This is a genomic window from Streptomyces sp. NPDC079167 (assembly GCF_040686735.1).
GTDB lineage: Bacteria > Actinomycetota > Actinomycetes > Streptomycetales > Streptomycetaceae > Streptomyces.
Window position 1 is genome coordinate 68,197 of record NZ_JBFBLO010000023.1, and the last position, 24,309, is coordinate 92,505.

General features: G+C 70.5%; 20 protein-coding genes. 11 read left to right on the top strand and 9 right to left on the bottom strand.

The genetic code is table 11. The annotated features are described in order from the left end of the window. Positions 1–92: 92 nt before the first annotated feature. From AB0P41_RS32640 to AB0P41_RS32650, 3 genes are all read right to left on the bottom strand, one after another. A complete protein-coding gene (locus AB0P41_RS32640; protein ID WP_356713012.1) occupies positions 93–491 on the bottom strand; it encodes a hypothetical protein in 399 nt (132 codons plus the stop codon). A gap of 84 nt (positions 492–575) precedes the next feature. Beyond that, positions 576–1,787, bottom strand: coding sequence for a pyridoxal phosphate-dependent aminotransferase (locus AB0P41_RS32645; RefSeq protein ID WP_104788609.1), 1,212 nt, complete (start codon positions 1,785–1,787; stop codon positions 576–578). Between the two features lie 201 nt (positions 1,788–1,988). Continuing rightward, entirely contained in the window at positions 1,989–2,801 is an 813-nt protein-coding gene (locus tag AB0P41_RS32650) for an arylamine N-acetyltransferase (protein WP_365935716.1), read from the bottom strand. 347 nt (positions 2,802–3,148) lie between these two features. Between AB0P41_RS32650 and AB0P41_RS32655 the strand changes: the two genes are divergently transcribed. Further along, positions 3,149–3,364, top strand: a complete 216-nt coding sequence (locus AB0P41_RS32655; protein WP_356713016.1) for a hypothetical protein — start codon at positions 3,149–3,151, stop codon at positions 3,362–3,364. A 51-nt stretch (positions 3,365–3,415) separates the two neighbouring features. Here the strand turns inward: AB0P41_RS32655 and AB0P41_RS32660 are convergent, their stop codons facing one another. Further along, positions 3,416–4,417, bottom strand: a complete 1,002-nt coding sequence (locus tag AB0P41_RS32660) for a helix-turn-helix transcriptional regulator (protein ID WP_356713018.1) — start codon at positions 4,415–4,417, stop codon at positions 3,416–3,418. A gap of 257 nt (positions 4,418–4,674) precedes the next feature. Further along, positions 4,675–8,976, bottom strand: a complete 4,302-nt coding sequence (locus tag AB0P41_RS32665; RefSeq protein WP_365935718.1) for a hypothetical protein — start codon at positions 8,974–8,976, stop codon at positions 4,675–4,677. 305 nt (positions 8,977–9,281) lie between these two features. Between AB0P41_RS32665 and AB0P41_RS32670 the strand changes: the two genes are divergently transcribed. Continuing rightward, on the top strand, positions 9,282–9,773 hold the full coding sequence (locus tag AB0P41_RS32670; RefSeq protein WP_356713022.1) for a peptidoglycan-binding domain-containing protein: 492 nt from the start codon (positions 9,282–9,284) through the stop codon (positions 9,771–9,773). Between the two features lie 78 nt (positions 9,774–9,851). Here the strand turns inward: AB0P41_RS32670 and AB0P41_RS32675 are convergent, their stop codons facing one another. Continuing rightward, the gene (locus AB0P41_RS32675; protein ID WP_365935720.1) at positions 9,852–11,477 is read right to left on the bottom strand and encodes a D-aminoacylase; all 1,626 of its coding nucleotides are present in this window, start codon (positions 11,475–11,477) and stop codon (positions 9,852–9,854) included. 196 nt (positions 11,478–11,673) lie between these two features. Further along, positions 11,674–12,975 (bottom strand): amino acid deaminase, encoded by a 1,302-nt coding sequence (locus AB0P41_RS32680; RefSeq protein WP_365935722.1) that lies wholly within the window; start codon positions 12,973–12,975, stop codon positions 11,674–11,676. A 138-nt stretch (positions 12,976–13,113) separates the two neighbouring features. On the opposite strand from AB0P41_RS32680, the gene AB0P41_RS32685 reads away from it, so the two are divergent. From AB0P41_RS32685 to AB0P41_RS32700, 4 genes are all read left to right on the top strand, one after another. Then, complete coding sequence (locus AB0P41_RS32685; RefSeq protein ID WP_365935724.1) at positions 13,114–14,166, top strand: sugar kinase; 1,053 nt, start codon at positions 13,114–13,116, stop codon at positions 14,164–14,166. After that, positions 14,163–14,921 carry an IclR family transcriptional regulator gene (locus AB0P41_RS32690; protein ID WP_365935726.1) on the top strand — a complete coding sequence of 253 codons (759 nt, stop codon included), beginning with the start codon at positions 14,163–14,165 and terminating at the stop codon, positions 14,919–14,921. Before AB0P41_RS32685 ends, AB0P41_RS32690 begins: the two co-directional genes overlap by 4 nt. A gap of 6 nt (positions 14,922–14,927) precedes the next feature. Further along, complete coding sequence (locus tag AB0P41_RS32695; RefSeq protein WP_104788630.1) at positions 14,928–15,338, top strand: RidA family protein; 411 nt, start codon at positions 14,928–14,930, stop codon at positions 15,336–15,338. A gap of 117 nt (positions 15,339–15,455) precedes the next feature. After that, positions 15,456–16,928 carry a gluconate:H+ symporter gene (locus AB0P41_RS32700; RefSeq protein WP_356713031.1) on the top strand — a complete coding sequence of 491 codons (1,473 nt, stop codon included), beginning with the start codon at positions 15,456–15,458 and terminating at the stop codon, positions 16,926–16,928. Positions 16,929–16,987: 59 nt separating this feature from the next. Here the strand turns inward: AB0P41_RS32700 and AB0P41_RS32705 are convergent, their stop codons facing one another. After that, a complete protein-coding gene (locus AB0P41_RS32705) occupies positions 16,988–17,278 on the bottom strand; it encodes a hypothetical protein (protein ID WP_365935728.1) in 291 nt (96 codons plus the stop codon). Between the two features lie 20 nt (positions 17,279–17,298). On the opposite strand from AB0P41_RS32705, the gene AB0P41_RS32710 reads away from it, so the two are divergent. Beyond that, the gene (locus tag AB0P41_RS32710) at positions 17,299–18,603 is read left to right on the top strand and encodes an Nramp family divalent metal transporter (protein ID WP_365935730.1); all 1,305 of its coding nucleotides are present in this window, start codon (positions 17,299–17,301) and stop codon (positions 18,601–18,603) included. A gap of 75 nt (positions 18,604–18,678) precedes the next feature. Here AB0P41_RS32710 and AB0P41_RS32715 read toward each other — a convergent pair whose 3' ends face one another. Next, positions 18,679–20,406, bottom strand: coding sequence for a glycoside hydrolase family 18 protein (locus tag AB0P41_RS32715; RefSeq protein ID WP_365935732.1), 1,728 nt, complete (start codon positions 20,404–20,406; stop codon positions 18,679–18,681). A 559-nt stretch (positions 20,407–20,965) separates the two neighbouring features. Here AB0P41_RS32715 and AB0P41_RS32720 point away from each other — a divergent pair. From AB0P41_RS32720 to AB0P41_RS32735, 4 genes are all read left to right on the top strand, one after another. Then, a complete protein-coding gene (locus AB0P41_RS32720; protein WP_365935733.1) occupies positions 20,966–21,832 on the top strand; it encodes a hypothetical protein in 867 nt (288 codons plus the stop codon). Between the two features lie 84 nt (positions 21,833–21,916). Beyond that, positions 21,917–22,621, top strand: a complete 705-nt coding sequence (gene cpaB, locus AB0P41_RS32725; protein ID WP_356713039.1) for a Flp pilus assembly protein CpaB — start codon at positions 21,917–21,919, stop codon at positions 22,619–22,621. A 7-nt stretch (positions 22,622–22,628) separates the two neighbouring features. Next, the gene (locus AB0P41_RS32730; RefSeq protein ID WP_365935736.1) at positions 22,629–23,903 is read left to right on the top strand and encodes an AAA family ATPase; all 1,275 of its coding nucleotides are present in this window, start codon (positions 22,629–22,631) and stop codon (positions 23,901–23,903) included. After that, complete coding sequence (locus tag AB0P41_RS32735; RefSeq protein WP_365935738.1) at positions 23,900–24,304, top strand: pilus assembly protein; 405 nt, start codon at positions 23,900–23,902, stop codon at positions 24,302–24,304. The genes AB0P41_RS32730 and AB0P41_RS32735 overlap by 4 nt, the downstream gene beginning before the upstream one ends. Positions 24,305–24,309 lie beyond the last annotated feature (5 nt).

The following is a 24,309-nucleotide window of genomic DNA, read 5'->3' on the forward strand; positions in this document are numbered from 1 at the left end:
GGGCGGAAAGCGCGCGAGCCGGGTGCGGTCCGCACCCGGCTCGGTGTGTGGCACCCGGTCCACGCGTCTTCGCGACCCGTGGACCGGGGCCGTCAGGGGGCGCCGACCAGAGCGGTCGGCGCGGCGGTGGCGGTCAGGGCCTCGGCGTGCGCGTCCATCGCCTCGGCCGCGAGGATCGCCACGGCGGTGTCCGCGCGGGACGCGGCCACCAGCAGGGCGCGCCCGGCCAGGGCGTGGGCGCGGCGGTGCAGGGCGGCCGGGGAGGCGTCGCTCCGGCCTGCGTGCCGGGCGGGCGGTGCGGAGCGCAGCCGGGCGACCTGCCCGGCGATGCGGTCGCCCATGGCGTCGAGGCCCAGCTCGTCGGTGACGGCGAGCAGGGACGCGAGGTGTCCGGCGAGCTGGATGTCCAGCTCGTCCTCGCGGCTGCGGTGCGGGAAATCGGCGTTGTCGGCCGATGTGTGGACCGACTTGGTGCGGATCGGCTCGTACATGGGTGGCCTCCTGGAGCGTGCAGTAAGGCCATCCTATCTTGGATTCAGTCTAAAGTTGTGCAGGATCTGAGAGATCTTCGTCGCTCAGGGCTGGCTGTAGCCGTCCAGGAAGTTCCCGATACGCGTCACCGCGTCGGTCAGGTCCTTGGCCGGCGGCAGCGTGACCACCCGGAAGTGATCGGGCTCCGGCCAGTTGAAGCCCGTCCCCTGCACCACCATGATCTTCTCGGCCCGCAGCAGATCGAGGACCATCTGGCGGTCGTCCTTGATCTTGAAGACCTTGGGGTCGAGCCTCGGGAAGAGATACAGCGCCCCCTTCGGCTTCACACAGGTCACGCCGGGGATCTGCGTCAGCAGGTCGTACGCCACGTCCCGCTGCTCCAGGATCCGCCCGCCCGGCAGCACCAGTTCGTTGATCGACTGCCGCCCGCCGAGCGCGGTCGCCACCGCGTGCTGCGCGGGCATGTTCGCGCAGAGACGCATGTTGGCCAGGATCGTCAGCCCCTCGATGTACGAGGAGGCGTGGGCCTTCGGGCCGCAGACGGCCATCCAGCCGGAGCGGTACCCCGCGATCCGGTAGTTCTTGGAGAGCCCGTTGAAGGTGAGCACCATCAGGTCGGGGGCGATCGCGGCGGTCGGGGTGTGCGTCGCGCCGTCGTAGAGGATCCGGTCGTAGATCTCGTCCGAGCAGACGACCAGATTGTGGCGGCGGGCGATCTCCGTCAGCCCGCGCAGCATCTCGTCGTCGTAGACCGCGCCGGTCGGGTTGTTCGGATTGATGATCACGAGCGCCTTGGTGCGGTCGGTGATCTTCCGCTCGATGTCCGCGAGGTCGGGCATCCAGTCGGCCTGCTCGTCGCACCGGTAGTGCACGGCCGTGCCGCCGGCCAGGGAGACCGAGGCCGTCCACAGCGGGTAGTCCGGGGCGGGGACGAGCACCTCGTCGCCGTCGTCCAGCAGTGCCTGCATCGACATCTGGATCAGCTCGGAGACACCGTTGCCCAGGTAGACGTCCTCGACGTCGAGGTCGATCCCCTTGGTCTGGTAGTGCTGCATCACCGCGCGGCGCGCGGACAGCAGGCCCTTCGCGTCGCCGTATCCGTGTGCACCCGAGAGGTTGCGCAGAATGTCCTCGAGGATCTCCGGCGGGCACTCGAAGCCGAACGCCGCGGGGTTGCCCGTGTTGAGCTTGAGGATGCGATGACCAGCGGCTTCGAGCCGCATCGCTTCCTCGAGCACGGGGCCGCGGATTTCGTAACAGACGCCGGCGAGCTTCGTGGACTGGATGACCTGCATGTCTGCGAGCTTACGACCGTGTTTCGCGCGGTGCTCCCGGTTCGCGCACCGGTTGCTCCCTCCGGGGGCGCGCGAAGGCGTGCCGGGTCTTCCATCGGCATGCCGCCCCCGCCGCGGACCGTGGGAACGCCCGGTCCGGGCGGGGCCCCGGCTTGGAATGCGGGCGTGAGCGGCCCCACCGGGTGAGATGCGCCACCCCGGTCAACCGGGCAGGACGGTCCCCTCCGGGAGGCGTACGCCGAAGTCCTCGGCCAGCACCCGCAGCACCTCGGCGGAGTCGCTCAGCTCCTGCTCCGCGACCGTGCCGTCGTCGGCGGTCTCCACCAGCGTCCGACCGGACAGGGCACGGTGCAGGCCCGGCAGGGTGCGCTGGGCGTACACCGCCTGCCGGAACGGCGAGCGCGGGTTCGTCGCGATGTGCCAGTTGATGACCTCGTAGTCCGGGGCCTCGAACGGCTCCAGGGTGAATTCGTACTGCGGCTCCCAGTACCCGCCCTTGTCCGTCTGCAGCTCCCACATCTCCAGCGGGCCGTCGTGCGGGGCGTGCACGAGCCGGTGGCGGCGCGGGGTGTCGAGCAGCTCGGTGTCCACCACCAGCGGGATCGGCTCCAGCAGCGCGCCGTGCGAACCGAAGCCGACGTCGGCCAGCCAGGGGGCGGGCTCACCCTCCACGTCCACCCGCATCAGCATGTGCGTACGGGGCCGGACGTCACCGGGCGCGGCGCCCAGCACCACCCGTGCGGTCAGCAGCGTCACCTTGAACCCGAGCTCGGTCAGTGCGGCGGTGAGGAGGGTGTTGTGCTCGTAGCAGTACCCGCCGCGCTCACTGCGGACGAGCTTCCTCTCCAGATCCGGGAGCGCGAGGGACGGGGCGCTGCCGAGGAGGGGCTCCAGATTCTCGAACGGGATGCCCAGCAGGTGGGCGCGGTGCACGGACCGCAGCACCTCCACGGTGGGGCGGCGCTCCCCGGACCAGCCGATGCGGGCGAAGTAGGCGTCGAGGTCGAGTGTCATACCCCGACACTACGCAGAGACCTCAAGGGTTTCTCAAATGCCCTGGCGGCACAGGAGACAGGGGAACACGGCCCGCGTATGCCCTGACGCGGGGTGGGTTCGCCATCAGCCGTCGCTCAGGCCCCGGCCCGCCGGGGTCAGCGCCACGGAACTCCGGTCGCAGACGCCGGACCGTGACCCGGACGCCGCCGCCCGGAGCCGTGCAGGATCCTGCCCGGAGGTTGGCAGGAGGCTGCCGGGCGAGGCCGTCCCACGCCGGTTCCCCCGCTGGCAGACTGACGGCTGTTCACCCGTGACGCCCCGGCTGGACGGGGACCGGGGCGCCGGGCGGGTTACGGGGAAACAAGATGCGTGTGATCTTCGGCGGTACGCGTGGAACCATCGCGGGAGCGGCCCTCGTGGCCCTCACGCTGGCCGGCCCGGCCTGGGCGATGTCCGGGCCGGGCGGGCAGACGGGCGGCGCGGACAGGGAGGTCCGGCAGCTCGCCGACTCTCCCTTGAGCGACCCGTGCCGCGACCCGATCAACGGCTGGCAGGGGAAGCCGCCCGTCGGCTGCCCCTGAAACTGAAGGCCCGCCGGCTGCCCCTGCACGTCCGGGGGAGCCGGCGGTCGTTCAGATCCAGCTGCGCTCGCGGGCGAGGAGTGCCGCGTGGGCGCGGTTCTCCGCGCCCAGAAGCTGCATCAGGTCCGAGATGTGACGGCGATAGGTGCGCAGCGCGATGCCCGCCTCACGTGCACCGATCTCGTCCTTGCCCACCGTGCACATCAGGCGCAGCACCTTGCCCTGGATCTCGGTGAGACCCGGACCGGGCATGCTCCCGCCACGCTGCTCCAGCAGGGCCGTGAAGTCGTCCGCCCCTGCCCAGAGCCGCTCGAAGTTGTTGACCACGGTCGTCACGATGCCCTCCTCCTGCGAACACAGCGCCCCCTTGGCCGTGTTGCCGGGGTCGAGGGGGACCAGGGCGGTGTGGCGGTCGTACACGAGCATGAGTTCGTCCAGCCCGTCCAAGACCCTGATCCGCGCACCCGCCGCGGTGAGTTCCAGGAGATAGGCGAGGGTGGGGCCGTCCTCCAGGGCGGTCAGGCGGATCAGGCTGCGGCAGCTCACGCCGCGGCGCAGGCAGCGCATGTCCAGGGGCCTGGAGCTCTCGATGTTCTCGGGCGTCAGCGCGTCGTAGGGCTCGGCCGCGAGCACTTCGTCACGGGCGAAGAACGCCAGCTCGTCGAGGCGGGTGCGGATCGCCTCCAGGCCGGTGATCCGCTCGACTGGTCTCTGGTCCTCGCCCAGCTCCGGCTCGGGGATCTCACGCCCCAGCGAGTCCACGAGGGGGCGCAGATGGGTGAGGGAGCGGATGTCGTCGTACAACTCCTCGAGCCGCTGCTCGGCCAGGCGTGCCACCACGAGTTCCGGCTCGCAGGCCCGGGTCCGGCCGTCGACCTCCTGGATGATCCTGAGGTCCCGCAGCCTCTGTATGGACCGGCGGGTCGGTTCGGCCTCGTGGCGCAGCAGGACGTGGATGTCCTCCACCTCGACACCTGGGTTGCGGAGCAGATGCCGGTAGACGTCTTCCTCGATGTGGGACAGCCCGAGTACGAGCATTTCGTGCTCAGCCAATGGGGACACTCCGTTGTGAACCGGCCCGGTGCGACCGAGTGATCTCCAGGTTTCCGACGGAGTGTAGGAGCGGCGCGACCACCCGGTAAAGCTTCTGCGAGCACCGGTGGAAGGACGGAGACCGGATGCGGACGAATCCAGAACATAAGCGAGTCGATGCCTCTGCGGCGTACCTGGAAGCGGGGTGCGGACCGGACGGTTCGTCCGGTCCGCACCCCACGGGCCCGCGCTGACCCGCCGCCCGGGCCGTCAGTCCGTCAGTGGCTGTACTCCGCGTCCGGCGTACGGTCCGGATCGGAGCAGAATCGCCCGGTGGCCGGGTCGACGCCTGCGTCGAGCATGAGGTAACCGATGCCCCAGGGATTACCGCCGTGGATGTTGCCGGTCGCGTCGCAGGGCCCGTACGGAGTGTCGTTCGCTTCCGCGTCCGACGTCGGACCGCTGAACTTCTCGAAGTCGCCGTCGTACACCGGACTGCTGAGGCCCGAGCGTTCGCCGAGCATGTTCGCGGCACGGCCGTTGCGGTACAGATACTGGCTGGGCATGAAGCTGTTCCGCAGAAGCGGCTGCGGGCTGTCCGTGCTGTCGCCGATGCGCCGGATCGTGCCGTCCACGCAGGTCTTGAAGTTGAGTTCCTGCCAGATGGGCGGTGCTTCGCCGAAGATGGATCCGGAAACGCCCGGCCTGAAGAACATGTTGCGGATCTCGCCGGCCAGCCTGTTGACCGGCTCACCGAGCCTCGAACCCGTGGCGGCGGCGACATCGGTCACCCAGCGCCCGACCTCGTCGGTGACCGACCGCTGGCCGAGCGCGGTCCGGTATCCGATGGACCCGCCGGCCGCGTACAGCACGGAGACACAGGTCCCGGTGCCGTCGGTGACCGCCTCGTCGTCGTAGCCGGTGACCGTCGGTGCCGCGCCCAGGGATTTGTAGGCGCGTCCCGGCAGGATGCCGGTGGTGTTCGGATCGGCTGTGGTAGTCCTCCCGTCGTGCGTGTTCATGTTGGTCGCGGAGAAGCTCAGGTCAGGCGGCTGGATCCCGTAGTCCGCCTCGACGGCTTCGAAGGCGTCCATCACGAAGTCCGGGATGTGAGTGTTCGACGTGCGGTCGTGGTACTGGACCGCCTCGCTGCCCTGGACGATCCTGCCGTCGGCCTTGATGAAGGAGACCCGCGCGCCGGTCACCAGCTTGTAGGCATGGTCGTCGGTGCCGAACTCCGGCGACCGGACGTCCGTCGTCGGGCGGTGGGCGATGTCGTTGGCGAAGTTCATCCAGGCGGCGACGGAGTGCCCGTCCGGGTGCCGCTCGGTGTCCGTGCCCGCCAGCGTCACCTCGTCGTGCCACTTCCGCATCGCGGCCGCGGTCTTGGGCATGGCGCAGGAAGGGCCCGCGCCGGAGGAGCAGGTGCCCTGGTCGAGGACGTCTCCCGAGACGTCCCGGGCCCAGTCGTAGAGTGCCTGCCGGCTCTTCAGGGGCGTGTCGAAGAAGGCACTCTCCGTGCGGACGTCGATGTTCTGGTCTTCGTCGAAGTACGCGACGGCCTCGAGCGCCTCCTCGACGTACTCCCCGTCGATCGGCACGACCGCCACGGCGTCGAACGCGATGTCCTGCTCTCCGGTGCCGTCCGGGGTGATGGTGCTGAGTCTGATTTCCGGCGCCCGGTCGAACATGAAGCCGCCGAGGCTGACCCAGCGGTTACCCGTGCCCCGCTGGTCGACGACCTTGGAGCGGGTGCCGGCCTTGGTCACCACCTCGTACCTGGCCCGGGCCGTCTGCGCGCCGTGATCGGGAAGATGGACCATGACCTTCGCCGGGCCGTCGACCGGCCGGTCCAGTTTCCAGGTGGCGGTCATCTCCAGCCGGCGCCCGACGCTGTCGTCCTTCCGCGTGTGACCGAAGTAGAAGTGGCCGCCGAATCCCGCACCGAGCTGGTGCAGGTCCACCTTGGCGGGCCAGACGGTGGAGGCGGATCCGTCGTACCCGACCCCGGGCTCACCGTCGCCGAAGTCCAGGGAGAAGGTGCCCTGGTCGGTCCAGCCGCTGTTGGGGCAGCCGGGTCGTACGGAGGGCGTGCCCGCTGGGACGTCGTCGATGATCATCGCGTTCGACGGGAGACCGGAGGTGGTGCATCGAGGCGGGTACGCCGTGCCGTCGGCCTGCTCGGCGTCGTAGTCCGGGGAGGGGAATCGGAAGAACTCGTTGCCGCAGGAGTAGTTGCAGTCGTCCTTCCACTGCACGGGTTCGTGGAACCAGCACTTGAAGTCGGTGCGGGTGCAGGGGCCCGTTCCGGTGTCGTTGTGGGCACTGTCGCCGATGAGACCGGGTTCGCACTGGTTGCTCGCCGCGCAGAACAGGTCCTCGGGGGGCTTCACATGGGCCCGGTTCCACTTCGCCGACTGTGGGACCAGCGCGTTGCCCGCGATGCCGTTCCACCAGCCGGCGCGGAAGGCCGGCACGAACGTGCCGGGCGACTCCAGGAAGGCCGGCGGGTGTGCGGCGAAGCCGAGAACCTTCTCGGGGTAGGGCCAGTTCTGCGGGGTCGCCGCGTCCTGCGCGTGCTCGTTGCCGACGGCGTCCTCCATGAACGGGTTCCGGCCTGCGTCCCACTCCGGGTTGGCGGGATTGTTGGTCCAGCCCACTCCCCAGGGCTCGCTGCCGTTCTGCGGGTAGAAGCCGCTGTTGTAGGCCCACAGGGCGTAGAACCAGTTCTCCGGCTTGGCCGGATTGCCGTTGTTCACGATCATCCCGGCTTCCCGGGTCTGGTTCCACTTCGAGACCAGGATCTGCAGACCGGCCGCGATGTTCGCCGCGTAGTCGAGGGCCACGGCCCGCTGCTTCTGGTAGTCCCAGGCCGCGCCGCCCGAGCCCTGCTCACGCCCGGCCGCCCGCATGTGGTCGGTCACCTGGGTGATGCCGTAACCACAGTCCGCCTCGGCCCAGTTGACGTCCCACTCGTTGCCGGTGTCGCCGTCGTAGTAGTTGATGCCGTAGTAGTTGCCGATCAGCGGGTTGCCCGTCACACCCGGGACCGCCGTGCGGGCGGCCTGCCACATGTTGGACTCCTGCGCGGTGATCCCGAGCAGCACCTGGGCGGGCACCTTCCCACCGCCCGAGAGCGCGGGCTGCGGGAACAGGGTCTGGGGTGCGTACGCCGGCATCCCCAGGTTCTTCCAGTTCGCCGGACGGGACGCCCCGGTGTTCAGGTTGCCCGCGACGGCCTTGTCCGCCGCCCACTCCACCTGACGCGGCTTGGGCTGCGTCGCCTGGTTACGCGGGTCGCCGCGGGGCACGGAACACGTGCGTTCCGACTCCACGATCTCCGTGCGGCTGCCGGTCGTGGAGGCGACGGCCTTCGTGGCCGTTCCGGTGCCCGCGACTGCCTTGACTCCCGAGGCCTTGCCGAGCAGTGGTGAGATGGTCCGCGAGGTCCCCCACTGCGCCGACTTCGCCACGAGCGGCGTCACCGTGAACTCGGCCTTCTTTCCGCTCTCGCGTACCGACGCGGTGATGTTCACCGGCCGGGCGTCCTGGGCGGTGCCGGGCCGCGGGGACTTCGGGGCCCCCTTGCCGTCCGCCCAGGCGGTCTCCTGGACGACGGTGGCCCCTGTGGTCGAGAGCCGCGCGTCCTTGCTCGCGCCCTTGAGGTGCGTGACCGTCTTCGGCAGCTTCGCCGCCTCGGTCACGTCACCCGTGAGGTAGACCTGTACGGCCCGGCGCGTCACACCGACGTCGCCGAGCGGTCCGGAGCCCAGCTTCGGGGCCTTTGTGCCCCTCCCCGGCCAGCGTCGTACGAGGGTCGTCCCGGCCTGCGTGAGGCGCTTGCGCTGGACGCGTTCCAGGAACACGTACCCGCCGTCACCGTCCTCGCTGATCCGGTACGGCACCGTCCCCGCGGTGACCAGCTTCCTCTTGCCGCCCTCGCCGTCGATCTCGACGAGGTCGCGCCCGTTCGCGGCCACGACCCGTCCGTCGTCCGCCGGCACCGACGAGGTGATCTGGCCGTCGACGACGACGGGTTGGGCAGCTTTGCCGGTGGCGGTGTCCACCCGCAGCAGCCGGGTCTGCTTCTTGTCCTCGCCGGGGGACTGGGTGAGCACGGCCTCCTCGCCGGTACCGCATCCCGGGTTGTAGTAGGACAGGGACGCGTTGACCTTCAGTTTGGTCACGGCGCCCGACGAGAGGTCGACGACGGCCGAGAAACCGCCGCGTGCCATGAGCTTCGCGTCGTTGGTGAAGGTGCGCGGCGCGTAGACGACGACCGCCCGCTTCCCGGAACCGGTCACACAGACGTTGCCGATCCACTGGTCCGCGTCGAAGCCGGGCTCCACCAGTGAGGCCAGGGTCTCCCAGGTGTAACCGCTCTTCTCCGACGCGGTCAGCAGGTGGAACCCCTGCGCGTCACCCGTGGTCGTCCAGGCGATGTCGGCGGAGTCCTGGTAGTCGGCGCCGAGCACTTCGGCGCGGTCCTCGACGGGTACGGTGCCCGGCCGGGCGGCCGGGGAGGGCTCCGACCGCGCCGGGCGGGCCTCGGCCGGGACCTGCAGCAGCGTCAGGGACACACAGCCTGCGGCAAGCAGGCCCAGCAGGGCTCTTGCACGTTTTGATCTTGATCTCCGCACTGGCTCCTCTTCCTTCGGCGCGGACAGGTACGCGAACCGTGGCGCCGCGTCCGGCCCGGCCCGGACGAACACTGTCCGGGCCGTCCGAACATGCCCGCCGAGGTGCTTCCAGGAGTGCCGCGCGGTCGGCAGGTTCCTGCCACGGCCGAGGGAGGCCTCGCAGGAACCTGCCTCCTGCTCATCGCTCCGGAGCCGCCGTCCGTCGGCAGAGTGAGGGCCAGGCCGTCCCACGAGAAGGAAGTGCCATGAGAACAGGGATCATCCGAAAGACGCTCGTCCCCACCGCCGTTGCCGTCGCCCTGGCATCCGGCGTCCTCGCCGGCGCAGCACCCGGTCACGCAGCCCCGCAGGCCGCCGATACCGCGCGGGTGGCCCAGCCGGCCGCGGCCGAGGGCGAGGCCGGGGCGCAGGCCGTGGTCAACCTCGGTCTGACCATCAGGAAGGCCAAGGGCGTACAGACCTGGCTCAAGCGGTTCCACGGTCTCTACAACGGCCCGATCGACGGGCAGCTGGGAACCAACAGCTGGATCGGAATCCAGCAGGTCCTGTCCCTGTACAACGGCTACGAGGGCGACATCGACGGGATTCCCGGCACTCAGACCAAGAAGGCTCTGCAGCGCTTCCTGAACTACAACGGCTACAACGCCGGCAAGGTGGACGGCATCTGGGGTTCTCAGAGCACGAACGCCTGGGGTGACTTCGGCGACGCCATGGTCGACTACTACAACGTCCCTTGACGGACAGGGACCGATAGAGCTCTTCTGCGGGTGCCGCCCCCTGGCCGGCTGTTCGACCAGGGGGCGGCAGGCCGTTCCTCAGCCCCTCGCGGCCCGTCCGCCGCCCCGTACCGACCGGCCCGCCAGGACGGACGTCCGCTTGCCGTCCTCGATGACGAAGCGCCCGTCGATCAGGACGTGCGGCAGGCCCACCGGGAGGGTGCGCGGCTCGTCGAAGGTCGACCCGGCCGCCACCGTGGCCGGGTCGAAGAGGACCAGGTCCGCGCGGTAGCCCTCGCGGACGTACCCGCGGTCCGGCAGGCGCAGGCGGGCGGCCGGCCGGGACGTGAGGTGGGCGACGCACTCCTCCAGCGTGAGGATGCCCAGCTCCCGTACGTACCGGCCGAGGTACTGGGGAAACGTGCCGTACGCGCGGGGGTGCGGCTTGTCGCCCTGGAGGATGCCGTCGCTGCCCCCGGTGTGCACCCGGTGGCGCATGATCTGCCGGACGTTCTCCTCGTGGCCGACGTGCTGGAGGATCGTCGTGCCCAGCCGGTCCTCGACGAGCAGCCGGCGGGCCGTCACCCAGGGCTCCTCGCCGTGCAGCCGGGCGGACTCGGCCACCGTGCGGCCGACGTACCCGGACAGGCCGGGTGAGCCGACGCCGGAGATCTCGATCCTGTCCCACTCGATCGGGACGCCGTGGCACCCGTCGGAACCCACGACCTCGACGTCGTGGCGGATCCGCTCGGCCGTCGCCCCGTCGGCGAGCCGGGTCAGGACCGACTCGGGTCCGCCCTCGTTCGCCCAGCTCGGCAGCATGGCCACGAGGGTCGTGCAGCCCGGCGTGTACGGGTAGGTGTCGAGCGAGATGTCCGCGCCCGCCGCGAGCGCCTCGTCCAGGAGGGAGAGGAGCTCGGGGGCCTTGCCCTTGTTCACGCCGAAGTTCATGGTGGCGTGGGCGAGATGGAGGGCGCAGCCGGCGTCGCGGGTGAGCCGCACCATCTCCTCGTACGCCTGGAGCGCCCCGGCACCGTACGAGCGGTGGTGCGGGCAGTAGTAGCCGTCGTGCGCCGCCACCACCCGGCACAGCTCGGTGAGTTCGGCGTCCTTCGCGTACATCCCGGGGGTGTACGTCAGACCCGAGGACATGCCGACCGCGCCCTCGGCCATGCCCTGGGCGACGAGCTCCTTCATGCGGTCCAGCTCGGCGTCGGTGGCGGGGCGGTCGTCCCAGCCGACGGCGAGCATCCGGACGGTGCCCTGCGGGATGAGATAGGCCGCGTTGACGGCGATGCCCTCGCCGCCGAAGTTGCGGTCGAGGCGGTCCAGATAGCCGCCGACGGTGCGCCAGTCGAAGTCGATGTCGCTGCCGTCGCCGTTCCAGCCGGCGATGGAGCGGCGGACCTCGGCGAGGGTGCGGTCGTCGGCGGGGGCGTACGACAGGCCGTCCTGGCCGAGCACCTCCAGGGTGACGCCCTGGGCGGCCTTCGCACTGTGGTCGGGGTCGCGCAGCAGCGCGAGGTCGCTGTGCGCGTGCATGTCGATGAAGCCCGGCGAGAGCGCGAGGCCGTCGGCGTCCAGGGTGCGGGCGGCGGAGAGGCGGGGGCCGTCGCCCTCTCGCCGGATCTCGGAGATCCGGCCGTCCGTGATGCCGACGTCGGCACGGTAGGAGGGGTCGCCGGTGCCGTCGACGACGGCCGCGTTGCGAATGACCAGGTCCATGGTGTTGCTCGCCTTTCAGGGGTGTTTGTTCCCCGGCCCGCCCCTTCCCGTAACTGGGGCTCCGCCCCAGACCCCGGTCCTCAAACGCCGGACGGGCTGAAAAGCCAGCCTCGCCGGCGTTTGAGGCGCGGGGGTCCGGGGGCGGAGCCCCCCGGTCACGGGAAGGGGCGGGTCGGGGAGACGAACCCCGTAGGGATCAGAAGAAGGTGCGGATGTACTCCGTGACCGTGCCGTCCGCCTCCACCAGCGGGATCAGCTGCCACTTGTCGAACGACGTGCACGGATGCGAGAGCCCCATGCCGATCCAGTCGCCGACCTCCAGCTCCGCCCCCTCCTCCGTACGCACCCAGCCGTGCTGGTCCGACAGTCCGCTGACGGTGATTCCGGTGGCCGGCCGCACCGAGCCGTCGCGCGCGGACCGGACGACCTGCGCCTCGGGGAGGTCCAGGTCGTAGGCCGCGTCGCGCTTTCCGGCGTTGACGAACGCCTGCCCGGGCGCGGGGCGGGAGACGACCTGGGCCCACAGGCGGAAGGCGGGCTGCAGCGTGCCCTCCTCGGGGATCCGGTTGAAGGGGGTGAGATGGCGGTAGTGGCCGTCGTCGTGGCTGACGTACGCCCCGGAGCGCAGCAGCTTGAGGACGGGCCGGCTCAGCGCGGGGATCTCGGCGAAGACGTCGGCGACCGCGTCGAACCACGCGCTGCCGCCCGCGCTGACCAGGATCTCCTCACCGTCGGCGAGCGCGGTGAAGCGGCCGGCGGAGTCGAACTCCACCGCCAGCGCGACGAGTCGGCGCAGCCACTCCCGTACGCGCTCGGGGGAGGCGTCCGGCACCTCGCCCTCGTAACCCGCGACGCCCACCAGCCGCAGCGTGGACGTGGCCGCCACCGCGTCGGCGACCGCCGCGCAGTCGGCCTCCGTACGGGCGCCGGTGCGGGCGCCCTCACCCGCGCCCAGCTCCACCACGACGTCCACGGGGCGCACGGCACCGGCGGCGCGCAGGGCCTCGTCCATCAGCTCGACGCCGCGCACGGAGTCCACGTAACAGGCGAACGTGAAGTCCGGGTCGGCGTCCAGCTCGCCGGCCAGCCAGCGCAGCGCCACCGCGTCGACGAGCTCGTTGGCCAGGAAGATCCGGGCGATGCCGTAGGCCCGGTACACCCGCGCCTGGTGGGGCACGGCGGCGGTGATGCCCCACGCGCCGTACTCCAGCTGACGGGCGAAGAGCTGCGGGGACATCGACGTCTTGCCGTGCGGCGCGAAGGCGAGGCCGTGCCGCTCCGCGTACGTCTCCAGCAGGGCGAGGTTGGCCTCGACGGACTCGGCGGACAGGGCCAGCACCGGGGTGGTGAAGCCGCCCGTGAACAGATTGCGGCGCTCGGCCGCCAGCGCGCCCACCGTGAGGCCCTCCGCGTCCGGCGGCAGCGCCTTGAAGCGGTGGTCGACCCGTTCGCCGGCGAGTGCCGTCACGGACTGTTCGGGGGACTGCTCGGCGGCCAAGGGGTTCTCCTCGGGGGATAGTCGTTGCATCATATGCAACAGGCGTTGCGTATATCGCTCAAGGCTGTCTAACATCCGAGCCGATGCCGGGTCAATGGTGACCAGCGGCGCCCGACGACCGACCACGAGGAGCCCAGAGTGCCCGGATCCGCAGCCAGGACAGCCACCGCGGACGTCGTCTGCCTCGGCGAGTCCATGGTGACGTTCCTGCCCTCGCAGCCGGGCCGCCTCGCCGACGTCCCCTCCTTCGGCCGGGGCATCGGTGGTGCCGAGTCCAACGTCGCCTGCGCGCTCGCCGCGGCCGGCCACCGGGCGAAATGGATCGGCCGGGTCGGCGCCGACGGCTTCGGCGACCACCTCGTCGACACGATCACCGGTTACGGCGTCGACACCTCCGCCGTCCGCCGGGACCCCTCCCGCCCCACCGGCATCTACTTCCGCACGGCGACGGACCGGGCCACCGACACCCACGAGGTCGCCTACTACCGGGCCGGCTCCGCCGCCTCCGCGATGTCCCCGCACAACGTGCCGTACGAGGACCTCCTCGACACCCGCGTCCTGCACCTGTCCGGCATCACCGCCGCGCTCTCCGCCGACTGCCTGGCTCTCCTCCACGACCTCACCGCCCCCCGCGACGGCCGCCCCCTGATCTCCTTCGACGTCAACCACCGCCCCGGCCTGTGGCGCGACGGCGAGGCCGGCCCCGAGATCCTGCTCGACCTCGCCCGCCGCTGCGACCTCGTCTTCGTCGGCGAGGACGAGGCGGAGGATGCCTGGGGCGTCCACGGCACCGAAGCCGTCCGCGCCGCAATCCCCGAGCCGGACGTCCTCGTCGTCAAGCGGGGCCCGGACGGCGCCACGGTCTTCTCCAGGACCGGGAGCGGCCCGGACACCGTCACCACCGTCCCCTCCCTGCGCGTCGACGTCGTCGCCGCCGTCGGCGCGGGCGACGCCTTCGCCGCGGGCTTCCTCTCCGCCACCCTGCGCGACCTGCCCGTACGCGACCGTGCCCGGCACGGCCACCTCATGGCCGCCGCCGTCCTCACCGTCCCCGGCGACCTCACCGGCCCGCCGCCCCGGGCGTACGCCGACCGGCTCGCCGCCCTGGACGACGAGGCCTGGGGCACACTTCGTCTCGGCCCCGGCTGGACAGCCGCCGGCGGGGCGAACGAGGAGGTACGAGTCACATGAGCCAGACCGTCGACCGCGCGCTGAGCATCCTGCCGCTGCTCGCCCAGGGCCCCGCCGACCTCGGCCAGGTCGCGGTACGCCTGGGCGTCCACAAGTCCACGGCGCTGCGCCTGCTCCGTACGCTCCACGAACACGGACTGGTCTACCGCCAGGAGGACCAGCGCTACCGCCTCGGCGCCCGGCTCTTCGCGCTCGCGCAGGAAGCCGTCGAGAACCTCGACGTACGCGAGATCGCCCACGGCCACCTCGTCGCACTCAACGAGCAGTGCGGGCACACCGTCCACCTCGCGGTGTACGAGGAGAACGAGGTCCTCTACATCGACAAGGTCGAGAGCCGCTACCCCGTGCGGATGTACTCACGGATCGGCAAACCCGTCGCGATCACCGTCGCCGCGGTCGCCAAGCTGCTCCTCGCCGACCTCCCCGAGCCCGAGCGGCGCGCCATCGCCGAACGGCTCGACTATCCCATGTACACGTCCCGTTCGCTCCCGAACGCCGGTGCCTTCCTCAAGGAGCTCGCCGTCGTACGCGAACAGGGCTGGGCCACCGACCTCGGCGGCCACGAGGAGTCCATCAACTGCGTCGGCGCCCCCATCCGGGGCGCGGACGGGCGCGTCGTCGCGGCCATGTCGGTGTCCGCGCCGAACGTGGTCGTCACGGCCGAGGAACTCCTCACCCTGCTCCCCCTGGTGCGCCGCACCGCGGAGACCATCAGCCGGGAGTACTCCGGCACCGCCCCCACCAAGAAAGCCTGAACCACCATGACCGAGAAGACCGCCCTCACCCCCAGCACCCACACCGCCCCGCCCGCCAAGTTCTCGCACGGCGTGAAGAAGGGGAACATCCTCCAGGTCGCCGGTCAGGTCGGCTTCCTCCCCGCCGTCGAGGGCCAGGCACCCACCCCGGCCGGGCCCACGCTGCGCGAGCAGACCCTGCAGACCTTCGCCAACGTCAAGGCGATCCTGGAGGAGGGCGGCGCGAGCTGGGACGACGTGATGATGATGCGTGTCTACCTCACGGACGTCGACCACTTCGCCGAGATGAACGCCATCTACAACGAGTACTTCGAGGAGCAGGGCCTCAAGGCCCCCGCCGCCGCGCGTACGACGGTGTACGTCGGCCTGCCCAAGGGCCTGCTCATCGAGATCGACGCGCTCGCGGTCCTCGGCTGATCACCAAGGGCTGAACCGCTCGTCCTACGGCACGGCGCCCCACCCCACCCCCGAGGGGCGCCGTGCCGCGCTCCCCCCTGCCTTGAAGGACCCTGTCACCAACGGAGTTGACCGCTCATGCTGCTCGCCGCCGCCCCCGCCCCCGAGGCGCCACCCCACACGGGTGGACTGCTCCTCCTGATCGGCGGTACGCCCGGTCTGCTGACCGTCGCCGCCCTCGGGATCGCACTCCTGCTCGTCCTGATCATCAAGGTCAGGCTGCAGCCGTTCGTCGCGCTGCTCGCCGTCTCCATAGCCGTCGGCCTGGGTGCCGGACTCTCCGTCACCGAACTCTTCGGCACGGTCCAGAAGTCGGCCGCCGTCTCGGTCATCGAATCCGGCATGGGCGGCATCCTCGGACACGTCGCGATCATCATCGGCCTCGGCACGATGCTCGGCGCCATCCTGGAGGTGTCCGGCGGCGCGGAGGTCCTCAGCGCCCGCCTGCTGAACCTCTTCGGCGAGAAGCGCGCCCCGCTCGCCATGGGCCTCACCGGCCTCATCTTCGGCATCCCGGTCTTCTTCGACGTCGGCATCTTCGTCCTCGCGCCGATCGTCTACGCCGCCGCCAAGCGCTCCGGCAAGTCGGTCGTCCTGTACGCGATGCCCCTGCTGGCCGGCCTCTCGATGACCCACGCGTTCCTGCCCCCGCACCCCGGGCCGGTCGCCGCGGCGGGCCTCTTCAACGTCTCCCTCGGCTGGGTCATCCTGATGGGCGCCCTCGTCGGCATCCCGTCCGTCCTCGCCGCCTGGGGCTACGCCGCCTGGATCGGCAAGCGCATCTTCGTCGACGTACCGCAGGACATGGTCGAGGCGGCCGCCGAGGCCAAGGCCGCGGTCGTCGCCGAACAGCGCGCCGCCGGTGTCACCCCCCACGAGAAGCCCGTCCCCCTCGGCACGGTGCTCGCGATCATCGGTACGCCGCTGATCCTCATCCTGGCCGCGACGTTCTCCTCCATCGCGCTCGACCCGTCCACCCTGCGCTCCGTCGTCGAGTTCTTCGGCAACCCCTTCGTGGCGCTGACGATCGCCCTGCTGCTCGCCTACTACCTGCTGGGCATCCGCCGGGGCTGGTCCCGCAAGTCCCTCGAATCGGTCTCCACGTCCTCGCTGAAGCCCGTCGGCAACATCCTGCTGGTCGTCGGCGCGGGCGGCATCTTCGGAGCCGTACTGAAGGGCAGCGGCATCGCCGACGCGCTCGCCGACACCTTCAACGACGTGGGTCTGCCGGTCATCCTGCTCGCCTGGCTGATCTCCGTCGTGCTGCGGGTCGCGCAGGGCTCGGCGACGGTCGCGATCGTCACCACCGCCGGCATCGTCGTCCCGCTCGTCGAGGGCCAGGACATGTCGCAGGCCCACCTCGCGCTGATCATCATGGCGATCTCGGCGGGCTCCATCTTCGCCTCGCACGTCAACGACGGCGGGTTCTGGATGGTCTCGAAGTACTTCGGCATCTCCGAGCGCGACACCCTGAAGACCTGGACGGTCCTGGAGACGGTCCTCTCGGTCGCCGGGTTCGTGGTCGCCGCGGCGCTCAGTCTGGTGATCTGAGGCCGTCGTCCTCCCCGGGGGCCCGGCCGTCCGTGCCGGGCCCCCGGTGCCTCTTCCGGTCACCGCCCCGTGGGGAAGGCGGCCCGCCGGCCGAAGCCGACCGCCACGAGCGCCACGAGGGCCAGGGCGATCATCCAGGCGGGCGTGCGCGTGCGCCCACACCGTCGACGACCAGGGGCCCCCACGGTGCCGCCCGCGAAGACCGCTGTGACGGCACGCCCGCCCAGGTCCTGCACGCCGCGGCGGACGCCGTCCTCGCGCACTGGGACGGCACGGGGCACTGACGCCCGCACACCGCCGGCGGCGCCCGACCCGAAAGGCGCGACGCGCCCCCTTGTGCGATCGGGCATGATGCGCTTCGTTGATCGACATGGCGGAGACAAGCGAGACCACAGGGGCGGGGGAGCTCGGCTCCCGGCCGCGTAAATCCAGTTGGCGCTACATCGGGCCCGGCATCGTCGTCGCGGCCACCGGTGTCGGAGCGGGGGACCTGGTCGCGACGCTCATCGCGGGCAGCAAATTCGGCTACACCCTCATGTGGGCGGCCGTGATCGGCTGCCTCGTCAAGATCTCCCTCGCGGAGGCGGTGGGCCGCTGGCACCTCGCGACGGGCCGCACCCTCTTCGACGGCTGGCGCGCCCTCGGCGGGTGGACCACGGGCTACTTCGCCGTCTACGTCGTCATCTGGGGCTTCGTGTACGGCGCGACGGCCATGTCCTCCAGCGCCCTGCCCATCGTGGCGCTCTTCCCCGACGGGCCGGGCCTGAAGACCTGGGCGATCATCACCGGGCTGGTCGGCCTGGTCTTCGTCTGGTTCAACCAGTACGCCGTCTTCGAGAAGGTCATGACCGTCCTGATCGGCGTGATGTTCATCGTCGTGGTCTACGTCGCGATCCGGGTGTCGCCGGACATCGGCGCCTCCTTCGCCGGACTGCTCCCCGTCCTCCCGGACGGCTCGCTGGTCTACACCCTCGGCCTGATCGGCGGGGTCGGCGGCACCATCACCATGGCGGCGTACGGGTACTGGGTCAACGCCAAGGGATGGTCCGACACCTCCTGGATGAAGGTGATGCGGATCGACAACCGGGTCGCCTACATCACGACCGGCGTCTTCGTCGTGGCGATGCTCATCGTCGGCGCGGAGCTGCTGCACTCCTCCCAGATCGCGCTGACCAAGGGCGACCAGGGGCTGATCGACCTCGGCGACATCCTGGAGGACCGCTTCGGGGCGGGCACCGCGAAGCTCTTCCTGGTCGGGTTCTTCGCCGCCTCGTTCTCGTCGCTCATCGGCGTGTGGCATGGCGTGAGCCTGATGTTCGCCGACTTCGTGGAGCGGATCCGGGCCGCCCGCGGTGTCACAGGCGAGGAGAAGGCCACCCGTGAGACGGTCGCCCGGCAGGAGCGGTCCGTGCCCTTCCGCGCGTATCTGCTCTGGCTGACGTTCCCGCCGATGACGCTGCTGTGGCTGGACGAGCCCTTCGGGCTGGTCATCGGGTACGGGGTCCTCGGCGCGTTCTTCATGCCGTTCCTGGCCCTGACCCTGCTGTGGCTGCTCAACTCCTCCCGCACGCCGAGGGAATGGCGCAACGGCTGGCTGAGCAACGGGATGCTCGGCGCCGCAGGGCTGCTGTTCATCGTGCTGTGCGTCAAGCAGGTGATCGACCTGCCCTGGTGACGCCCACGCGTCCGAGGCCGCGCAGCAGCGCCGCCGGGGGAGCGGCGGCGCTGCTGGACCGAAGGGGCCCTCGCGTTACGGGAGGCCGTGGACGTGCGGGCCGACCGCCTTGGACCAGGCGTTGCCCGCGGTGGCGTCCCAGTTCGTGGACCAGGTCATCGCGCCGCGCAGGTCCGGGTAGGTCCTGGACGGCTTGAAGGAGCCGCAGCCCGTGCCCTTGGCCAGGCAGTCGAGCGCCGCGTTCACTACGGACGGGGCGACATAGCCGCTGCCCGCGCCGCGCGTGGAGGCGGGGACACCGAGGCCGACCTGGGACGGGGCGAGGCCGCCCTCCAGCTGGATGCAGGCGAGCGCGGTGAGGAAGTCCACCGAGCCCTGCGAGTAGACCTTGCCGTCGCAGCCCAGCATCGAACCGCTGTTGTAGTACTGCATGTTGACGACGGTCAGGATGTCCTTGATGTTGAGCGCCGTCTTGAAGTACTCACCGGACGTCGACTGCATGTCGATGGTCTGCGGGGCCATCGTGATGACGAGGCCGGAGCCCGCCTTCGACGACAGGGAGCGCAGGGCCTTCGTCATGTAGGTGGAGTTGAGGCCGTTCTCCAGGTCGATGTCGACACCGTTGAAGCCGTACTCCTGGATGAGCGCGTACACCGAGTTCGCGAAGGCGGTGGCGGAGGCGTCGCTGTTGACGGCGACGGACCCCTTCTCGCCGCCGACGGAGATGATGACGTTCTTGCCGGCGGCCTGCTTGGCCTTGATGTCGGCCTTGAACTGGTCGACGGTGTAGCCGTTCAGCCCCGCCGAGTCCAGGTTGAAGGTGACGGCGCCGGGCGTGGCCGTGGCGTCCGCGAAGGAGACCGCGATGATGTCGTAGTCGGCCGGGACGTCGCTGAGCTTCTGGACGGTGGCGCCGTTGTTGAAGTTCTGCCAGTAGCCGGTCACCGCGTGCTTGGGGACCGACGTCACCGGGCCGGGGTCGGTGGCCTTCGCCGTACGTCCGCTGACGGTCGCCGACTTGACGGACTCACCGGCGGCGTTCGTCGCGCTGACGGAGAACTGGTACGCGGTGTCCGCCGCCAGACCGGTCACCGTCGCGGAGGTCCCGGTGGAGGTGGTCGCCTTCGTGCCGTTCCGGTAGACGGTGTAGCCGGTGGCGCCGGAGACGGCGTTCCAGTTCAGGGTGACGGAGGAGGTGGTCGTCGTGGCCACGGCCAGTCCGGCGGGGGCCCCGGGGACCGAGGGCTCCGGGTCCGTGCCACCGCCGCCGTCGGGCCCGCTCACCTCGACGTCGTCCGCGAGGTAGGCCGCCTGGCCGTACCAGCCGTGGGTGTAGACGGTCACCGAGGTGGTGGAGGGGCCGGTGGTGAAGGTGGTCCTCAGCTGGGTCCAGCTGCTGGAGCCGGGCGACCAGGTGGAGACGTCCGTCGTACCCGTGCCGCTCGCGCCGAGATAGGCGTAACCGCCCTGCACCCAGGAGCTCAGCGTGTAGGTGGAGCTGGGCTTCACGGCCACGCTCTGGGTGCACTTGGCGTTGTCCTGGCCCGCCGGGGTGGCCTTGAGCGCGGACGAGCCGCCGTGCACGGGGGAGGTCACGGTGGTGCCGCTGCCCCCGGAACAGGTCCAGTTGGCGAGCCCGGACTCGAATCCGGCGTTCCTGGCCACGTTGACATCGGCCGCCTGCGCGGTGCTCGCGAGCCCGGTGACGCACAGCGCCCCCGCCGCGACCACGGCGACGGCCCCGCCGAGGAGCGGCCGGACCCGGCGTCTTCTGTGCCTGCTGCTGCCTGCGGAGCGTTCCACTTGCTGCCTCCGGTGGGGGAGTTGGGGTGCTGGCGGGAACGGTGGCCACCGTTGGCCGATAAACTGGTCCAGACCAATCAAGTTGTCAAGACCTCTGGCGGCCCTGATGCGTACGGCGGGTGCGTCGGGAGGTCGGGACAGGGGTGCGTGCTCACCTTCGAGTGACGGTTCCCGCTCGCGCGGGCCCACTCGCACGGGTGACCCGGCCGGAAGGCGTCGGGCGTGACGGAGTGGATATCGCGGAGGTACGGGGAAAGCGGCCGCAATCCGGGCTGACGTGGGCGGATGAATTCCACCGGATTTCAAACCAGGTCGGCCGGGGTAACTCTGCGCAGTGGTGCAGGAGTTAACCACCTTGCTTTTCGTCCGATTTCGTACGGAGGTGTAGCGAACGCCTGTGCCGTACCGTCTTCGTACCGGGTTCCGATATCTGTTCTCTGCCTGGTCCGACGTGGCTAAAGTGCTGGGGAAGAAGCACGGAGCAGGAGCGATTGCGGCCGGAGTCCCCCCGACGACGGCCGGAGCCGGAACGGGGAAGAGCGTGCCGACCGCAATAGCAGTGACCAGTGCTGATCTCGTGCTACCACCGACCGATCAGCAGACACCCACAGCGGCTCTGCTGCAGGCACCCGAAGCCCAGTCCCTCGATCTCGCGATCGGTGACATGAGCGTGCTCCTGGAGCAGCACGGATACGTGATCGCCGTCTATCCCGCCGGCATCAGCCCCGCACATGAACGCAGACTGCACGCCATCCGCTCGGTCCTGGAGAGCGACCGCATCGCCCTGCTGCGGACGGACCTGCCCCCGCTCGGCGTGGCCGTCCTCGTACGGCAGCTGCGCCAGCTCTCCATCTGTGACTTCAGCCCGGGAGTGGTGGCCTCGGCGGCCCGGCTGCTCGCCCACTACATCCACGCCGGAGCCCTGCTGAACTCGGTCGCCAGGCTCGACAGGGTCCCCGTCAGCCTCAAGACCCACGCCAAGTCCTGGCTGCCGGGATCCCAGTTCGCCGTGCTCGCCGGACCCAGCCCTCAGCTGATCAGGATCGGCCCGTCGGCCGAACTGCCGTCCGGACCGCCGTTCGCCACCCAACTACTGCTCGCCAAAGGTCAGTTGACCTCGGAATGGGTGCAGCAGACCCTCGCCCCGGCATGGGGGGTACAGGCCATTCAGGAGTGTGCGCTGCCTTCCGGATCGCCGCGCTGGTGGGGCACCGGGAAGCTGGTGGAATTCGCCTCCTTCCTTCCGGACATCTCCGTGATCTACCAGCTCGTTTCCTCCGTACGCCGGGAAAGCTGCCACTGGTGCGGAATGGAGCTCATCGGCGACCGCTGCGGGTTCTGTTCCTCCCCGCTGGCACCGCCGGAGAACCGAATGCACTCCCCGGGTGTCCTGAGCCTCGGCGCGGCAGCGCCACCGAGCACCTAGCGTGCCCGGGGCTCTCCGCGGACACCGCGCGTCCCTTTCCCTCCGCCCCTCCATGCATCCGAATCGAACGAGGTTGTCCGGCCCATGAACTCCCGCCAGCGCCGCGGCGTGATACTCCTGCTCCTCTCGGTCCTGTGCGCCTTCGGTGCCTTCGCCGGGGTGCTCTCGGTGATCAGTGACGTCAACTCCAAGGTCGGGCCCGAGGTCGACGCCTACCGGCTCAAGGAGAACGTGGCCCCGTACACGGACCTGACCGCCGGGCAGTTCGAGAAGGTCTCCATGCCGAAACGCTGGCTGTCGGACAACGCCGTCACGGAGATCGACGAGATCGACGGCAAGATCGCCGTCACCGAGCTGCAGAAGGGTTCCCTGATGCAGTCCGACATGATGGTGAGGAGCCCGGAGCTGAGGCCGGGCGAACAGGAGATCGCCATCATGATCGACGCCGCGACGGGGGTCGCGGGCAAGATCCGGCCGAACGACAAGGTCAACATCTACGCCACCTTCGCGGGCGAGCGGGACGGCGAAGCCTCCCAGTCCAAGGTCATCGTCTCCAACGCCAAGGTCCTCGACGTCGGCGAACTGACCGCCCTGGACCCCAGGAAGGACGACAGGAACCAGGCGACCGAGGCCGTCCCGATCACCTTCGCGCTCAACACGCTCGACACCCAGCGCGTCGCGTACGCCGAGTCCTTCGCCCAGCACGTGCGTCTCGCACTGATCGCCCCCGGCAGCGACAGCACCATCCGCCCGGGCGACCGGACCTACACGCTCGACAAGGACAAGTGAGGATCGGATGACCACCAGAATCCTCCCGGCGGTCGGTGACCCCGACGCGGCCAGGTCCGTGACCACCCTGCTCAGCCAGCTCCCCGACGCGGAGCCCGCCGCTCCGGCCGGCGACTCGACGCAGCTCATCGACACCCTCGCGCGCCTCGCCGGCGAGGCCGTCGAGGAACTGCCCGAGGTCGTCCTGGTCCACGAGGGCATCGGACCGGTGCCCGCCCTGGAGCTGATCCGGGAGGTGTCCCTGCGCTTCCCCGCGGTGGGCGTCGTGCTGATCACCGCCGACGCGAGCCCCGGCCTCTTCGCCGCGGCCATGGACGCGGGAGCGCGGGGCCTGGCCACCCTCCCCCTGAGCTACGAGGAGCTCGCCAACCGGGTGCAGGCCGCCGCGCAGTGGTCCACGGGCGTACGACGCCATCTCGGGGCGGGCGGCGACGTGTTCACCGGCCCCGGCGGCACGGTCGTCACGGTGACCGGGTCCAAGGGCGGGGTCGGGACGACCGTCACCGCCGTACAGCTGGCCCTGGCCGCACAGGCCTCCGGGCACACCGCCGCGCTCGTGGACCTGGACCTCCAGACCGGTGACATCGCCGCCTACCTCGACGTGCAGTTCCGGCGTTCCGTCGTCGACCTCGCGGCCATCGCCGACATATCACCGCGCGTCCTCTCCGACGCCGTGTTCTCCCACACCACCGGCCTGGCGCTGCTGCTGGCGCCGGGGGAGGGCGAACGCGGCGAGGAGGTCAGCGACCGGTCCGCCCGCCAGATCGTCAGCGCGCTGCGCTCGCGCTACGAGATCGTCGTCATCGACTGCGGAAGCCAGATGAACGGGGCCAACGCCGCGGCGGTCGAGATGGCCGACACAGCCGTGCTCGTGACGACACCCGACGTCGTCGCCGTGCGGGGCGCCAAACGCATCGTGCGGCTGTGGGACCGGCTCCAGGTCCGCAAGGCCGAGGAGACGGTGATCCTCGTCAACCGCTTCAACCGCAACACCGAGATCCAGCCCGCCCTGATCCAGCGGATCACCGGGACCCGGATGGCGGGCACGGCGGTCCCGGCGAACTTCAAGGAGCTCCAGGGCGTCGTGGATTCGGGCAGGATGCACGAACTGGACCCACGCTCCACCGTGAAACAGGCCCTGTGGGCCCTGGCGGGAGAGCTCGGACTCGTGAAGCCTTCACAGGGAGCGGAGTCGCGCGGCGGCATGCTGCGCGGCGACCGGGGCTCGATCGGGGGCCGCAAGCGCAGGGGCGGCACGACCAGCGGGGGAGGCCGGCAGTGACGAGGGACGCGGGAGAACCGGGCCGGATACGGACACGGCTGAGACGCGACCGCGGGCAGCTGAGTGTCGAGTTCACCGGGATGGTGCCCATCATCCTGGTGACCCTGGTGCTGCTCTGGCAGGCGGTCCTGGTGGGTTACACGTTCACGCTGGCGAGCGGGGCGGCGGACGAAGGCGTACGCGCGGCGGTCGGGGACAGCGCGGCCGGCTGCCGGGCCGCCGTGCTCGAACGGCTCCCGGGCGCCTGGGAAGGGAACCTGGACGTCAAGTGCGGGGAGCCAGGGGGGAGCGACGTGGTCAAGGCCACCGTCAGGCTGGAGGCCCCCGTGCTCTTCCCGGGCTTCGCGAGCCTCCCCATCCCCGTCACGGCAACGGCCGGCGCGGCCGCGGAAGGGGAGTGACGCCC